The 15,168-nt window shown below is 67.6% G+C and carries 13 protein-coding genes; 3 read left to right on the forward strand and 10 right to left on the reverse strand.

Annotation, left to right across the window (positions count from 1 at the left end; translation table 11 throughout):
• Positions 1-258: 258 nt before the first annotated feature.
• Positions 259-1,278, reverse strand: a complete 1,020-nt coding sequence (locus tag ABZW74_RS15300) for a 2-oxoglutarate and iron-dependent oxygenase domain-containing protein (protein WP_355277248.1) — start codon at positions 1,276-1,278, stop codon at positions 259-261.
• A complete protein-coding gene (locus ABZW74_RS15305; RefSeq protein ID WP_240854907.1) occupies positions 1,275-2,411 on the reverse strand; it encodes a glycosyltransferase family 4 protein in 1,137 nt (378 codons plus the stop codon). The genes ABZW74_RS15300 and ABZW74_RS15305 overlap by 4 nt, the downstream gene beginning before the upstream one ends.
• A gap of 194 nt (positions 2,412-2,605) precedes the next feature.
• On the opposite strand from ABZW74_RS15305, the gene ABZW74_RS15310 reads away from it, so the two are divergent.
• Positions 2,606-3,361: a class I SAM-dependent methyltransferase gene (locus ABZW74_RS15310; RefSeq protein ID WP_355277250.1), complete on the forward strand. Its 756-nt coding sequence runs from the start codon at positions 2,606-2,608 to the stop codon at positions 3,359-3,361.
• Positions 3,362-3,368: 7 nt separating this feature from the next.
• Here the strand turns inward: ABZW74_RS15310 and ABZW74_RS15315 are convergent, their stop codons facing one another.
• The 8 genes from ABZW74_RS15315 to ABZW74_RS15350 all read right to left on the reverse strand — a co-directional run bounded on the left by ABZW74_RS15315 (position 3,369) and on the right by ABZW74_RS15350 (position 13,575).
• Positions 3,369-4,133, reverse strand: coding sequence for a hypothetical protein (locus ABZW74_RS15315; RefSeq protein ID WP_355277253.1), 765 nt, complete (start codon positions 4,131-4,133; stop codon positions 3,369-3,371).
• A gap of 39 nt (positions 4,134-4,172) precedes the next feature.
• A complete protein-coding gene (locus tag ABZW74_RS15320; protein WP_355277287.1) occupies positions 4,173-6,731 on the reverse strand; it encodes an FtsX-like permease family protein in 2,559 nt (852 codons plus the stop codon).
• Positions 6,732-6,748: 17 nt separating this feature from the next.
• On the reverse strand, positions 6,749-7,636 hold the full coding sequence (locus tag ABZW74_RS15325) for an ABC transporter ATP-binding protein (protein ID WP_355277255.1): 888 nt from the start codon (positions 7,634-7,636) through the stop codon (positions 6,749-6,751).
• A gap of 76 nt (positions 7,637-7,712) precedes the next feature.
• Positions 7,713-8,723, reverse strand: a complete 1,011-nt coding sequence (locus tag ABZW74_RS15330) for an esterase-like activity of phytase family protein (protein ID WP_355277258.1) — start codon at positions 8,721-8,723, stop codon at positions 7,713-7,715.
• Between the two features lie 56 nt (positions 8,724-8,779).
• Positions 8,780-10,606 (reverse strand): phosphoenolpyruvate carboxykinase (GTP), encoded by a 1,827-nt coding sequence (locus ABZW74_RS15335; protein WP_240854918.1) that lies wholly within the window; start codon positions 10,604-10,606, stop codon positions 8,780-8,782.
• A 209-nt stretch (positions 10,607-10,815) separates the two neighbouring features.
• Positions 10,816-11,208, reverse strand: coding sequence for a DUF6802 family protein (locus tag ABZW74_RS15340; protein WP_240854919.1), 393 nt, complete (start codon positions 11,206-11,208; stop codon positions 10,816-10,818).
• Positions 11,189-12,691, reverse strand: coding sequence for a GTPase domain-containing protein (locus ABZW74_RS15345; RefSeq protein WP_355277261.1), 1,503 nt, complete (start codon positions 12,689-12,691; stop codon positions 11,189-11,191). The genes ABZW74_RS15340 and ABZW74_RS15345 overlap by 20 nt, the downstream gene beginning before the upstream one ends.
• Positions 12,688-13,575, reverse strand: coding sequence for a hypothetical protein (locus tag ABZW74_RS15350; RefSeq protein ID WP_240854921.1), 888 nt, complete (start codon positions 13,573-13,575; stop codon positions 12,688-12,690). The genes ABZW74_RS15345 and ABZW74_RS15350 overlap by 4 nt, the downstream gene beginning before the upstream one ends.
• Positions 13,576-13,664: 89 nt before the next feature.
• On the opposite strand from ABZW74_RS15350, the gene trmB reads away from it, so the two are divergent.
• Positions 13,665-14,444, forward strand: a complete 780-nt coding sequence (gene trmB / locus ABZW74_RS15355; protein ID WP_240854923.1) for a tRNA (guanosine(46)-N7)-methyltransferase TrmB — start codon at positions 13,665-13,667, stop codon at positions 14,442-14,444.
• Positions 14,441-15,118, forward strand: coding sequence for an NYN domain-containing protein (locus ABZW74_RS15360; protein WP_240854925.1), 678 nt, complete (start codon positions 14,441-14,443; stop codon positions 15,116-15,118). The genes trmB and ABZW74_RS15360 overlap by 4 nt, the downstream gene beginning before the upstream one ends.
• Positions 15,119-15,168 lie beyond the last annotated feature (50 nt).

The following is a 15,168-nucleotide window of genomic DNA, read 5'->3' on the forward strand; positions in this document are numbered from 1 at the left end:
AGTGTGAACCGCGACGCCACGGGAAACCGTTGCCGCGCAGTCGAAGACACCCACCCCGCACCCAACCACAGCCGCACCAGTAGGCCAACACCGGGAGATGCGGTGGCTCCGACCGCGCGACAACGCTGGTGCGGTGACGCAACGGCATCCGCATCGTCGAAGAGAGTAGACGGGAAGAAACTCTTCTATTTTCCGCAACCCGCCACCCTGAGCCGCCGTGTATCCCGCATGTCAGAGCCGCTCATCGAGCGATTCGGATCAGTACGACGTCGGTGCGCCTGCGGGCCGAATGCCGTGGTGGCGCAACGCGACGTCGGGATGCGCCCGGGTCCGCGACTTCCAGGCGTTCTCGCCGTAGGTGTTGAAGATCGGGTTGTCCGGGTCGAGTTCGACCCCTCGCGAGTGCCGGGCAAGCTCTCCCGGGAGTTCGAGGACCGGAATCTGGGCGTCCAGACCAGGATTGAGGAAGTACGGGATCGAGATCCGGTCTCGTCCCGGCGGTGGTGCGAGCACGCGGTGGCGGGTGGCGCGGAGGTAACCGCCGGTCGCCACCTCGAGAAGTTCGCCGATGTTGACGATGAACGCGCCGCGGCGTGGAGGCACGTCGATCCACTCGCCGTCGGGCCCCTCCACCTGCAAACCAGCGGTATCGGGTTCCACGAGCAGGAGGGTGAGGACCCCGGAATCCTTGTGTGCCCCAACACCCTGCCGGTCTGATTCGGAACCGGGATAGCGGACCACCTTCATCAGGGTTGCCGGGCGATCGGCGAATGCGTCGTCGAAAACCGTCATCGGTGCGCCCAGTGCGGCCGCCCAGTGGCCGAGCAATTCCCGTCCGACTGCCGCCAGATCCTCGGACCACTGTTCGAGCGCAGGGCGCAGCTCCGGAAGCGCCGACGGCCACAGGTTGGGACCCTGCAGGTGCCAATAGCCTTCGGCCCCTTCGATTGCCGCTCGCTCGGGGCCGATGTCGATCTGCTCGCGCCAATCGACGGCACCGTTCGTCAATTCCCCACCGAGCCGCGAATAGCCGCGAAACTGCGGACTTCGCAACTGTGAGATCTCGTCCTTGTCGGCGTCCGACAGCGAAAAGAAACGACGCGCAATGTCGATCAGATCGTCGAACCGCCGCTGTTCGATGCCGTGCCCGACGAGATAGAAGAAGCCCAGCCGGTGAGTGGCGTCGAGCAGATCGGCCCTGAATGGGTCCGGGTCGTCGGCCGCAACCGCGAGGTCAAAGATCGGCAGCGACGACGCCGATCCGTCGGTGGTACTCAACGACACACCTCGGCGAAGACATCCAGGAAGCCGTCGCAGGTCGCCGACCACGAGTATCCCTGCGACTTGACTCGGGCTGCGTCGCCCAGACGCCGGGCCTCCGCGTCGTCCTCGATGAGTTTCCTTGTGGCGCTGAGGAGCTCGTCGACTCCATCGACCAGAAGCCCGGTCCGACCGTGGTCGATGGACTCGTGCAGGCCGACGGAACTGCGGTAGCCGATCGTCGGCACACCATGCTGCGCCGCCTCCACCACCGCTAGACCCCAGCCCTCCTTGCGGGACGGCATCAGGTGCACCCGGGCGGCGGACAGGATCTCGTGCTTGCGACGCTCGCTGACGTGCCCGTGGAAGGTGACCGCGTCATCGAGCCCGAGACGGCTTGTGGTGCTGCGCAACTCGCCATCCCACCATCCGCCGCCGATCACGTCGAGGTGCACTTCGAGGCCACCCCGTCGCAGATCCGCGGCTACCGCAAGGGCGTCCTCGACCTGCTTGTGCGGCACCAGGCGCGAGAGCACGCACAACCGCACCACCCCTTCGCCGGAGGAACGAGCCGCCGCGAGGCCGTCGGGAAGCGGGTCGATGCCGTTGCGAACCACGGAGATCCGCTCGGCGTCGACACCCAACTCGACCAGCTCCTGCATGGACGGGGTCGACACCGTGACGTAGCGGTTGCGCCGATGCAGGCGAGGAGCCACTCGCGACTCCAGGAACCAGCCCAGTCGGCCGAGCAGGCGACCCGCGACGGGCCACTGCTCACGGTGACAGTGATGCACCAGGACGACGGTCGGCGCCGGACTCACCATCGAGGCAAAGAACGGGATTCCGTTCTGGGTGTCGACAACGGCCTGCGGTGCCGTCGCGGCCAGCCGGCCGAGTCCCATCCGACCCGCCAGCATCATCGCCGCCACCCGCGGGTAGACAGAGATTCGACCGCCGACGCGGACGAACCGGATACCGTCACGCATCTCGTTGGGTGCCGCACCCGGATAGGCAGAAGTCACAAAGGTGACGCGCACGCCGCGTCGGACCAGTTCGGCACCGACCCGTTCCAGGTAGGTTTCACTTCCGCCGCCCTGCGGGTGGCCGGTGTCCCGCCAGCACAGCAGCAGGACCTCAGATGGTGGATGCATTGCGTGTCAGCCTACCGACGACGTCGCAGAAGTGGTTCCGGGCGCCGAACACGTCATCCCCTCCACACCATGTGCGACGGCCCGGAACCTTCTTGCTCTCCCCCGATGCCGATAGACTCTAATCGATAAGTTACTGGCGCGTCTACAACGGAAGTTGTAGACATAATCGCGGTCGAGGAGCAGAACACCACCCCATGCCGGCACGTGACATGGCCGCTCTGGCGACATTGCGACGGGCGGTAGGACTCCTCAACGACTTCCGCTTCGAGCAGTCGGACCCGGCCCGCTTCTACGGCGCACTGGCTCGCGACACCCGCGACATGGTTGCCGCCTTCGCCACCGAAGACACCGGGCTCTCCGGGGCGGTCATCCTCGACGTCGGCGGTGGTCCGGGGTACTTCGCGGACGCGTTTCGGGAGGTCGGAGCCCATTACCTCGCTCTGGAACCGGACCCCGCCGAGATGCATGCGGGCGGACTCGAACACCGGGGAACCGTGCGTGGCTCTGGACAGAATCTGCCCTTCGCGGACGATTCGATGGACATCTGCCTGTCGTCGAACGTGGTCGAACACACGTCGCGACCCTGGGAGATGTGCGACGAGATGCTGCGAGTGACGCGCCCGGGCGGCCTGACCATCGTCAGCTACACCCTGTGGTGGGGGCCGTTCGGCGGCCACGAAATGGGGCTCACGCACTATCTCGGCGGCCACCGCGCGGCGCGGTGGTACACGCGACGCCACGGTCATCCACCGAAGAATCTCTTCGGCACCTCGCTGTTTCCCGTAACCGCCGCCCAGGGTTTGCGCTGGGCCGCCACCGCGCGGGACAACGCCGACCTCGTCGCCGCCTTCCCGCGCTATCTGCCCAGGTGGATGTGGTGGGTCATGCGGGTGCCGGTGCTGCGTGAGGTGCTGGGCACCAACCTGGTCCTCGTTCTGCGCAAGCGCTGACGCCGGGCTACTGCAGCGGCGCCGCACACCGCAGCGGGAGCGGTGACGGACCGCTGGTCGCCGACGAAAGTTGCTCACCGTTGCGCATGATCGTGCACGTCACCGTGCCCTGAACGACGATCGCCGTGAGCTCGGCGTTGTCGCCGCCCACACGTACCGACAACGACCACGGCGTGCCGGTGCTCGCCACGAACCCGCGCCGACCGGAGGCCTCGTAGCTCAGCGTGATGACGCTACCGCCACCGGTCAGCTGGTAGGTGACCTGATCCGACGGTGCTGTCGAGGTGGGCGACGAGGTTGTCCGAGTCGTCGTGGTGGTTGTGGTCGTCGTCGTTGAGCTCGATTTGCTCGACGGTGCGCTGCTCGTCGTCGACGACGCTCCTGCCGTCGTCGACTCGTCGCCACCACCTCGCAGGATCAGGAACGCGACGATCCCGATCACCACGAGCGCCGCGACGACCGCGAGCACGAGCCCCACGGTGCGCCCGGTGTTCTTGGACGGCTGCGGGTCGGCGCCGTAACCGGTGGGCGGGTAGCCACCCGAGGGTCCGGCGTTCGTGTAGGCCTGTGACGGCGGGGCCGGTTCGGCGAACTGGCCGTACTGGTCGGTGGGACCTGTCATCGGGTCGGGCTGGGGCGGTACCGGGTCCCCGATCGCCGCCGGGTCGGTGTTCGGTCCGAACTGGCGTGTCTCGGGATGTTGCGGTGTATTCGACGGTGGCGGCGGCTGCTGCCGGGGATCGCGTGGATCGTCCTCGGGTGGTCGCGTCATGCGGACGATTGTGCCAGGCGCCTCGATCCACCGACTGCACTACGGATCGGCGATGGCCTCCAACGGTCCGGTCCGCGCGGCACGCACCGCGGGCCACACCGCGGCCAGGACGCCCACCACGGCCCCGCCCACCAGCGTCACCAGGATCAGGATCCACGGGACCTGGGGCGCACCCAATCCCCACTTCGCCAGGGTCCGAACCAGCGCCCAGCCGATCGCACCACCGAGGATCACACCCATCACAGCGCCGAAGACAGATATCAGCACCGACTCGACGTAGATGCCGAGCTGAACCTGGGAACGCACCATGCCGATGGCCCGCAACATCCCGATCTCGCGCTTGCGCTCGATCACCGACAACGCGAGCGTGTTGATGATCCCGAGCACCGCGATCAGCAGCGCCAGCCCGAGCATCGCGTACAGCGTGATCAGCATCTGATCGATCTGCTTGGTGATGGTGCTCTTGAACTGCTCGCGATCCTGCACCTGAGCGATCAGGAACGAATCGGTGGCATTCTCCAGATCGGTGCGCAGGGTGTCGAGATCCGTTCCAGGCGTTGCCTTCACGAAGATGGCGACACTGGCCCGGGCCGGCGGCGGCACCAGCTTCTCGTACACCGCCGCACCGAGCATCCACGGTTGCAGCGATTCGTTGTCGGCGTACACCCCCGAAACGGTGACCGGGATCTTGGTGCCGTCCGACCCGACGAACGTGACGACGTCCCCAAGCCGCCAGCCGAGCGAATCACGGCTGCGTTCGCTGACGAACAACCCTTCGGGCGCAAGGACATCCGACGATCCGTCGACCATGTCCACCGACGCCACGCTCGCCACCGGAGAGCCGAGTGGCGAATAGCCGGTCACCGACCGCTCGCCGTCGGCCTCCTCGACCTGGGCCTGGACGATCCCGAAGGACACCCAATCCTCGACTCCGTCAACACCTTTCACAGCATCGGCAATTGCCGCGGGGAGAGGCGCCTGGTTGGTGCCGGCGATGATGTAGTCGGCGGTGACCCCGGTGTCGACGGCGTCGTCGACCGTTCCCTTGAAGGATTCGCCGAGAATCCCGATCACCGCGACCAGCATCAAGCCGAGGGTCAATGCGAAAGCCGTTGCGGCGGAACGACGCGGATTGCGCACGGCGTTGGTGCGGGCCAACCGGCCGATCGTGCCGAACGGCGCACCGACCACCCGGCCGAGAGCCCCGACGAACGGCTGCGAGAGGGCAGGTCCGGCGAGCACCGTGGCAAGGATGATCGCGCCGGCACCCGCGGCAACCGTCAGCACCGGACCGAGGCCCTCGCCGGTTGCGCCCACGATAAGGGCGACCACGCCGGCCACACCCACGACCGCACCGATGATCGTTCGGGTTCGCAGCGACGCCGAACCCTCGGTGGCACTTGCGCGCATCGCTTCCACCGGCGGTACCCGGGATGCCCGGGCCGCCGGCACCCATGCGCTGACCATGGTGACGACGACGCCCACCAAAATGGTGGCGACCACAGCGGGGATGGTCACTTCGAGGGAGCCCGCGGGCAACCCCGAACTCGAGGTGACCAGGGCTTTCAGTCCCGCGGCCAGACCGATCCCGATCGCGAGTCCGATCAGGCCGCCGATGATGCCGACGATGAAGGCCTCGAACAGGATCGACCGCGACACCTGCCGCCGGCTGGCGCCAACCGCCCGCAACAGTGCGAACTCCCGATTGCGTTGTGCGACAAGCATCGAGAAGGTGTTGTAGATGATGAACGTGCCGACGATCAGGCCGATGGCGGCGAACGCCAGCAGGATGTACTGGAAGATGTCGAGGAACTGGTTGACCTGATCCTTCTGATCCTGTCGGACCTGATCGCCGGTCCGGATCTCGAGCCGGTCCGCGGCCGGTCCCAGCGCGGTCCGCACCCGCTCCACGAGCTGCTCGGGCGTCACCCCGTCGACCGCCGACATATCCACCAGCGCAGCGTGTTTGCCGTCCGAGAAGAGCATCGACGCGGTCGCCGCGTCGAACTGGACATTGACGTATCCGCCGGTCGCGGTCGGCAGGTCGATCAGGCCGACCACCGTGACCTCGCGCGGTGGCGCATTGCCCTGGCCCACGACGATCTTGGTCTTCGAGCCGACCTTCAAGTCGCCGGCGTCGGCGGCGGTCTCGTTCAACGCGATCTCGCCGGCATTCATCGGCGCCCGACCACCGGTCATGATCCGCGAATCGGCAGCCGAAATCGCCTCTGCGGGCGGAATGTAGGCGGTACCCACGCTGGGGGCGCCACCGGTCTGCAGCGCCTTGCCCTCCGAATTGGCGATGGTCACCAGACCGCTGTTGTTGACGACGAGCTTGTCGATGCCGAGCTCGGCCGAACGTTGGCGGAGCTGGTCCACCACCGTCAACGGCACACCCGCCGACTGCGGATCAGACGGGGTGATCTCCACTGCGACGCCCTGCGCCGCGTTGTCGAAGATGTTGGTGAACGCGTTGGAGATGGTGGTGGTGAAGACGATCGTGCCGGCCACGAAGGACGTGCCGAGGACGATCGAGAACACCGTCAGAAACAGACGAAGCTTGTGCGCCCGCAGGTTTCGCAGGGAAACCCGGCGCATCACCGAGGTGGCCACGTTCAGCGCGCCTCGTCGAGGTCGGGAGCCTCGTGTTTGCCGCCTCCGGAGACGACGGGTTGGGCGGCGGCTTCGGTGGCACTTGTATCGGCCGCGGTGGCGGGCACGTCGTCGAGGTGACGCATCACCTCGAACACGTCGTCGGCACTCGGGCGGGACAACTCCCGGACGATCTGACCGTCGGCGAGGAACACCACACGATCGGCATACGACGCGGCGCGCGGATCGTGGGTCACGATCACCACCGTCTGGCCGAACTCGTCGGTGGCGGCGCGCAGAATGCTCAACACCTCACCCGAGGAACGGGAATCGAGGTTGCCGGTCGGCTCGTCGCCGAAGATGATCGCCGGCTTGCCGATCAACGCGCGGGCACAGGCGACGCGCTGCTGCTGCCCGCCCGACAACTCGCTGGGCAGATGGCCGAGCCGGTCGGTGATCCCCAGTCGTTCGACGACGGCGTCGAACCACTCCTTGTCGACCTCGCGGCCGGCGATGTCGACGGGCAGTGTGATGTTCTCCGCGGCGGTCAGCGTGGGCACCAGGTTGAAGGACTGGAAGACGAAACCGATACGGTCGCGCCGGAGCATCGTCATCGCCTTGTCCGACAACCTCGTCAGGTCGACGTCGCCGATCTGCACCCGGCCCCCGCTCGCGACGTCGAGTCCGGCGAGGCAGTGCATCAGCGTCGACTTACCCGAGCCGGACGGGCCCATGATGGCGGTGAACTCGCCGGCCCGGAACGAGATCGTCACACCGCGAAGCGCTTCCACGGCGGTGTCGCCGGAACCGAAACGCTTGACGAGGTTCTCGGCACCGGCCGCGATGGTCGGAGCGGAGGTGACGAATCCTCCACTGGGCGGGTCGCTGGAGGGCGGTTGACTTGAGGTCATGGGTACCACGGTGCCAAATCCTCGACGGGTTGGCCATCCGTGAACACCCTGAGTCCACCCCCGGCGGTCATTGCGCTCAGCGCTTCGGGAATCGGACCTCGAGTGCGTGTACCCGCGGCGGGACGCCCAGGCCGTCGTTGGTCACGACGAACAGCACTCGCGCCCGGTACTTCAGCCACGGCCGGTCCGGCAGCCAGTTGCCCCAACCCAGACCCGACATGTTGCCCGCACGCAGTCCGGGCAGCGGTGCGGTGGAGAAGATCGGAACCTTGGGCATCGCGACCTCGCGGCCACTCAGGCGCGCTTTACCGGTCACCGGCTGTGCGCCGCGCGTGGTGGTCCAGAAGATCCGTGTTGCCCGGCCCTTCCCGCGTTCGAGCACCAGATAGTCGGTCTTGTTGACCGCGACGACGTCGGCGGCCAACTTGTCGCCGTCGGTGCGATACACGAACTCGGTGGTGCCGCGGCCAGGCCAGATGAGCAGGCGCGCCGAATGAGCCGGATCCTGTTTCAGCCCACCGGCGGTGAGGGTGCTGATCATTCCCGAGCCGGGTGCGACGGCGACACCGATGAGTCCGCGCCGCGGGTCGAGTCCGGTGTTCTTGGCCTTGCGGTAGGCCTGCGGCAACGGCAGATCACGCACCTGGTTGCCGAACGGGCCGAGGAGCCGGACGAACTGATGTGCGCCGCCGCTGGCGACGACAAATCCGTTGCCGCGGCTGCGCACACCTTCGAACTGCGCTGCACCCGGCATCATCGGCATGAAGCCCGGTCCCAGGATCGGACGGCCGGCGAGCGACACGGTCGCGCGGCCGAAGGCTCCGGTCGACGAGAAGAACGGAATCCGGGCGTCGAAGTAGCGGCCGAGACCCGCCGAGGCGATCATGATGTACTCGCCGTCGGGTTTGCGATCGATTCCGGTGATCCCACCGAGCGTCGGGACCGGGGTGAAACCCGTGGAACTCAGATAGAACGAGGTGACCCGGGGTGCCGGGGCGCTGTGCGCCGGCGCGGCCGCCACCGGCGTGATCATCAGGGCCACGATGCCGACGACGACCATCGCCGCCCCCCACAAGCGGAATCTCATAGGGGGAGACGATACCTCAGCAACCTGAGGGCGCCCCGGTCCAAACCTCGACTCGATCAGCTGAGCCGCTGCTTGAGACCGTCGAGCTCGTCGCGCAGGGTCGTCGGCAGCTTGTCACCGACGAAGTCGAAGAGCTCCTCGATCAGCGGCAGCTCGCGGCGCCATTCGTCGGCGTCGAAGGTGAGTGCGGCCCTCACGTCGTCGGCCGGTGTGTCCAGGCCGGTGACGTCGATCTCCTCGGGCTTCGCGACGATACCGATCGGTGTCTCGGTGCCTTCGTTCTCGCCCTCGATCCGGCCGATGATCCACTTCAGCACACGGCTGTTCTCGCCGAATCCGGGCCACAGGAAGCGGCCGTCGTCGCCGCGACGGAACCAATTGACGTAGAACACCTTCGGCAGTTTGGTCGCGTCGGCGTTTTTGCCGAGGTCCACCCAGTGCTGCAGGTAGTCGCCGACGTGGTAGCCGATGAACGGCAGCATCGCCATCGGGTCGCGGCGCACGGTGCCGACCTTGCCCTCGGCGGCGGCGGTCTGCTCGGAGCCCACCGTGGCGCCCATGAAGACGCCGGTCTGCCAGTCGTGTGCCTCGGTCACGAGAGGCACCGTGGTCTTGCGGCGGCCACCGAAGAGGATCGCCGAGATCGGCACGCCACGCGGGTCGTCCCACTCGTCGGCCAGCGACGGGCACTGCGAGATCGGGGTGCAGTAGCGCGAGTTGGGATGGGCCGCCTTGTGATCGGACTGGGGCGTCCAGTCGTTGCCCAGCCAGTCGGTGAGGTGATCGGGGGTGTCACCGCCGATGCCCTCCCACCAGATGTCGCCGTCGTCGGTGAGTGCGACGTTGGTGTAGAGCGTGTTGCCCGCCTCGATGGTGCGCATCGCGTTCGGGTTGGAGTCGTCGCTGGTGCCGGGCGCGACGCCGAAGAACCCGAACTCCGGGTTGATCGCGTACAGGCGGCCGTCGTCGCCGAACCGCATCCAGGCGATGTCGTCGCCGACGGTCTCGGCCTTCCAGCCGGGAATCGTGGGCTGGATCATCGCGAGGTTGGTCTTGCCGCAGGCGCTCGGGAAGGCAGCGGCCACGTAGTAGACCTTCTGCTCCGGGCTGGTCAGCTTCAGGATCAGCATGTGCTCGGCCATCCAGCCCTCGTCGCGCGCCATCACCGAGGCGATGCGCAGCGCGTAGCACTTCTTGCCGAGGAGGGCGTTGCCGCCGTAGCCGGAGCCGAACGACCAGATCTCGCGGGTCTCCGGGAAGTGGGTGATGTACTTCTCGGTGTTGCACGGCCACGCCACGTCGGCCTGACCCGGTTCGAGCGGCGCGCCCACCGAATGCAGCGCCTTCACGAAGAAGCCGTCCTCGCCCAGGAGGTCGAGCACCTGCCGGCCGACGCGGGCCATGATCTTCATCGACAGGACGACGTACTCGGAGTCGGTGAGTTCCACACCGAGCTTCGGGTCGTCGGAGCCGAGCGGGCCCATACAGAAGGGGATGACGAACATCGTGCGGCCGCGCATCGATCCGCGGTACAGCTCGGTCATGGTGGCGCGCATCTCGTCCGGTGCCACCCAATTGTTGGTGGGTCCGGCATCGGCTTCGCTCTCCGAGCAGATGTAGGTGCGGGACTCCACGCGGGCGACATCGGCGGGGTCGGACTTGGCCAGGAACGAGTTGGGTTTCTTCTCCTCGTTCAGCTTGACCAGGGTGCCCGCCGAGACCAGATGCTCGGTGAGGCGGTTCCACTCCTCGTCACTGCCATCCGACCAGACGACGCGGTCGGGCTGGGTCAGTTCGGCGACCTCGGCGATCCAGGCCAGCAGACCTGCGTGTTTGGTCGGTGCGCTGTCGGGATCCAATCCGGGAATTGTCGCTGCGGTCATAGCTGTGGTGCCTCCTGGGAGCTGGCGACCGGCTCGACTGATCGCCAAGGGGTGATGTCGTCGTAGCTCAAGGATACGACGACCGAACGGGCGCTAGGTGCCAGGGTACGCAGATGCGGGATATGCCACATTCAGAGCCATCAGGACGTTTTACCCTGGTTGGGCTGCGAGTTTGATGATTCATTCAATCCGTAAACCTGTCTCGCCGGTCAGTTGAGCCGTCCCGAGTCGGTCGGAACCCAGGTGCCGGTCTCCGGATTCAGCACCGCCGATCGGAAGTCGCCGTTGGCGTTGATCTCGGTGATCTTGTCGACCTGACCGTCCCGGTCGCTGTCGGTGTAGACGGTGAATCCGTCGGGTCCGTTGCGGGTCAGTGAGTCGTTGACACCGTCGTTGTCGGTGTCGACCTCGGCCGGTCCGAGGTCCCAGATCCGGCCCTCGTCCTGCATCCACAGGTGTGAGTCGAGATCATCTGCCGGGGTGAGGTCACCGGCCGACGCGTCATGTGCACCGCCCGGCTGCTCTCCCGGCAGTGACTCACCAAAGGCGGACTCACCAAAGGCGGACTCACCAAAGATCGGCTCACCGAAGATCGGATCCATCGGATACTCCTTCCTTCACCATTCCTGCTTTCCGGCCGCGCACCGACTCGGCGAGCGCCGATTGCGCGTCCACCAGCACCTGCCGCATCGCACGTGCCACCTCACGCCGGCGTCGGACCTCGACCTCCGAGTCGCGCAGGCCACGCGCACGCTCGTCGAGAGCTGCGACCTCGGCCGCGACCAGTCGGGTCCGGCGATCGTAGGAACGCGCGATCTGACCCGCGATCCGGGTCTCGGCACCGGCGACTCGTTGGCCGATCTGGTGGTCGACGCGGGAGCGGACCTCGGCCAGCACCTCAGACACCCAGCCACGGGCCGCCGCGCGTGCGGTTGCGCCACGTCGCATCCTGATCACCCACACGGCGACCGCCACGCCCGACACCAGCGTGAGGGGCATGCTGATCCACTGCAAGGTCTGCACCGACGCCATCGGGGTGACCACCAGCCGACCAACACCGAGGCCGGTAGAGGCCCCGATCAGCACGACGAGCGCATCCTCGGCACCTCGCCGGGCGTCGGTGGTGTCCCGGATGGGCCCGACCTCGACGCGCCAGGACTCCTCGTCGGCCGGCTCGGTATCGGTGTCGAGGCCGATCAACGCACCCGCCGACACCTCCTCGATCCGCTCGTCGGTGGCGCTCGACACCACCGCGGCAAGGTCATCGAGCCGGGCACTCAGTGCCCTACGCCGCTCGGCGGGCCCGATGTCCAGACCGGCCAGGTCCGAGCCGATCGATCGCAAACCGGCCTGCACCTGCGACGACGATTCCGCACGCACCCGGTGCAAGCCCGCGCGCACAGCCGTCAGCCGATCGGTTCGTCCGCGGTCGCGGGATTCGACCAGGCGGTGCCGACGTCGCATCAACTCGTCGAGTCGGTCGGGTTCGGTGGCGTCGAGTTCGTCCAGCAGATGTTCGACGGCACCCTGTGCGGCCGCCAGCCTCGCCCGGTGACGGCGTAGCTCGACGGGTGCCGACATTTGTTCGCGCAGCCACTCGACCAGAGCCACGACACCCGACTCATCGAGCCCGCCGGACATCGCGGCCACCCCCGACACCGCGAACAGCGGCAGGGACTCGTACGGATCGAGCGTCCTACGGTGGCTGCGCAGGACGCGCGGCCATTCCCAGAACGCGTCGATCTTGGTGCACACCAGCCCGACCACCCCGTAGGCGGCGCGCAGGTCGTCGAGGAGCTGCAGTTCCTCGTCGGCCACCGATGACGAGGGGTCGACGACGAGCACCGCGAGACCCGCCGCGGCGGTGGGCGTGCGCTCGACGAGGTCCAGGTCGGGGGCGATCGACCGGCAGGCATCGATGAGGACCCGGACGCCGACACCCGGCGTGCCGGCCACTACCACCGTGCTTCCCGTCCCGTCGACCCGTGTCGGGTCGAAACCGGTGAGTTCGGTGGTCCGGCCGAGCATCGTGCCGACACTGTCTGGATCTGCCCCGCTCGCTTCGCTCGCGGCTGTCGTCGTCATGAGGCCACCTCCGCGGTGGTGATGTGGCCGCCGGCGAGCAGCGCTTCGGCGGTGTCGCGATCCAGCCCGGCCGCGGCCGCCCGTTCCACCGCGGCACGGAGTTCGATCTGCCGCCACCCTCGCACCACGCCGATGTGCCCGCGGATGGGTTCGACGAGGTCGGCGATACCGCTCGCCGCCTGCAACGAACGATTCAGCGCCTCGACGTCGGCGGCCGCCGGCGACCCGGAGCCGATCAGCGCCAAAGCCAGGTCGATGCCGAACTGATCGAGGCGGCGCAGGAGACCGACACGCATCTGGCGCGCGGCCGAGCCGGGCGGACCGGACAGGAACCGGCCGGCCATCGACGGCATCTCGACGCCGTCGGCGACCCAGGCGCGCAGCTGCGCGAATTCGTCGTCGTCGAGATCGGCGCAGGCGAGCAGTGCCGACACGGTGAAGACCCGGGTGCGCAGCACGTCGGCAGCTTTCGCTGCGATCTGTACCGCGGTGTCCCAGTCGCCGTGGGTGTCGGCCTTTCCCAGCACCACGATCCGGCGGTCGGCCGGCAACCGGCGCACCGCCCCGACATCCGCGCGGCGCGGCAGCCCGGCCAACACATACAGCCACAGATCCGCGTCGGCGGCTGAGTCGTTCTCTCCCGGCCCGATCACGCTGAGCGACAAGCGTTCCCGCAGGGCACGGGCCATGGTGTCGCGACCCACGCCGTCTCGTCCGAGAACCTGCACATGCAGCGGGGCAAGGTAGCGCCGCCCGGCAATCTCCAGCGTCGACCGCAGCGGTGAACCCGCCTCGACGAGTGACTCCAGCCGCCCGGCGTCGGCCGCGCGGGTGAGCACATCGGGGGCGTGACCAGGTGGCCCAGACGTCACCGTCGGTCCCATCGCGCCACCCCCGCCCTCTCGGCCACAGTGCTGGCAGGGTAACCGCTACGGCGCCGCGCCGACGCCCGGACCTCCACAAGCCCGGCGTCATGCGCAACGATGGGCTGGTGAACAACAGCGCCGAACGTGCCCGCCTGTACCCGCGGGTCACCAGCTTCCGGTTCCGGCGGGGCACCCTGACACCCGGCCAGCAGCGCAATTGGGACACCCTGTGGCCGGTGCTCGGCCGGGATCTGGCCATCGGGACCGACCGCATCCCCGAGCCGGTCCTGGATCTGCCCACGCTGTTCGGCCGGCAGGCGCCGACCGTCCTCGAGATCGGTAGCGGCACCGGGGTGTCGACCGCGGCGATGGCAGCGGTCGAACCAGACGTCGATGTCCTGGCGGTCGAGGTCTACCGACCCGGTCTCGCACAGTTGCTCGGGCTCATCGATCGTGGCGGGCTCACCAATGTGCGGATGATCCGTGGTGACGCGGCCATCGTCCTGACCGAACTGATCGCGCCGAGCAGCCTGACCGGGATCCGACTCTTCTTTCCCGACCCGTGGCCCAAATCGCGTCATCACAAGCGACGCTTCGTCCAGTCGGGCACGCTCGAGTTGATGGCTGACCGACTCGTCCCCGGCGGTGTCCTGCACATCGCGACCGATCACGCCGGATATGCCGAGTGGATCGCCGAGGAACTCGCCACCCAGGACCCGAATCGCCCCCATGTGGTGCAACTCACCGGGGAGACACCGATCTCACTGGAGCGGCCGACCACCAAGTTCGAGGGACGCGCCGAGCGTGAGGGACGCGACGTCAACGAGTTCGTCTACACGCGGCCGGTGCCACGGCAGACCGGCACCGCCGGCGAGGAGCAGTCATGACCGAACCGAACAAGAACGCGACCGGGTTCGCCGAGACCATCGCGGGCGCGAGCCAGACCCGGAGAATGCTGTTGGTCTGGGACGCCCCCAACATGGACATGGGGCTCGGCGCCATCCTCGGTGGCCGGCCCACGGCGGCACATCGTCCGCGATTCGACGCGCTGGGCCGCTGGTTGCTGCAACGCACCGCCGACGTGTCGGCGAGCCTGCCCGACGGCGCTGCCGTGGAGCCCGAGGCAACCGTTTTCACCAACATCGTGCCTGGTAGCGCCGATGTTGTGCGGCCCTGGGTAGATGCGCTGCGCAACGTCGGCTACTCGGTGTTCGCCAAGCCCAAGCTGTCCGACGACAGCGACGTGGATCCCGACATGCTCGACCACATCGCACTTCGCAGGCAGACTGTTGGGTTAGCTGGGGTGATCGTGGCGTCCGCGGACGGCCAGGCCTTCCGCGAACCGCTGTCCGATGTGGCCGCCGACGGGGTGCCGGTCACCGTCATCGGATTCCGCGAACACGCCAGCTGGGCCCTGACCGCCGACGACTTGGAGTTCATCGACCTCGAGGACATCCCCGGCGTCTTTCGTGAGCCGCTGCCACGCATCGGCCTCGACTCGCTCCCCGACGAGGGTGCCTGGCTGACGCCGTTCCGCCCGTTGAGTGCACTGTTGCGCTGAGGCGACCCCGTCCCAACACACCCTATCGCCCTATCGCTCAGCCATACCTC

Origin of the sequence: Gordonia sp. NPDC003585, assembly GCF_040610755.1 — a bacterium.
In the GTDB taxonomy this organism is placed as follows: Bacteria; Actinomycetota; Actinomycetes; order Mycobacteriales; family Mycobacteriaceae; genus Gordonia.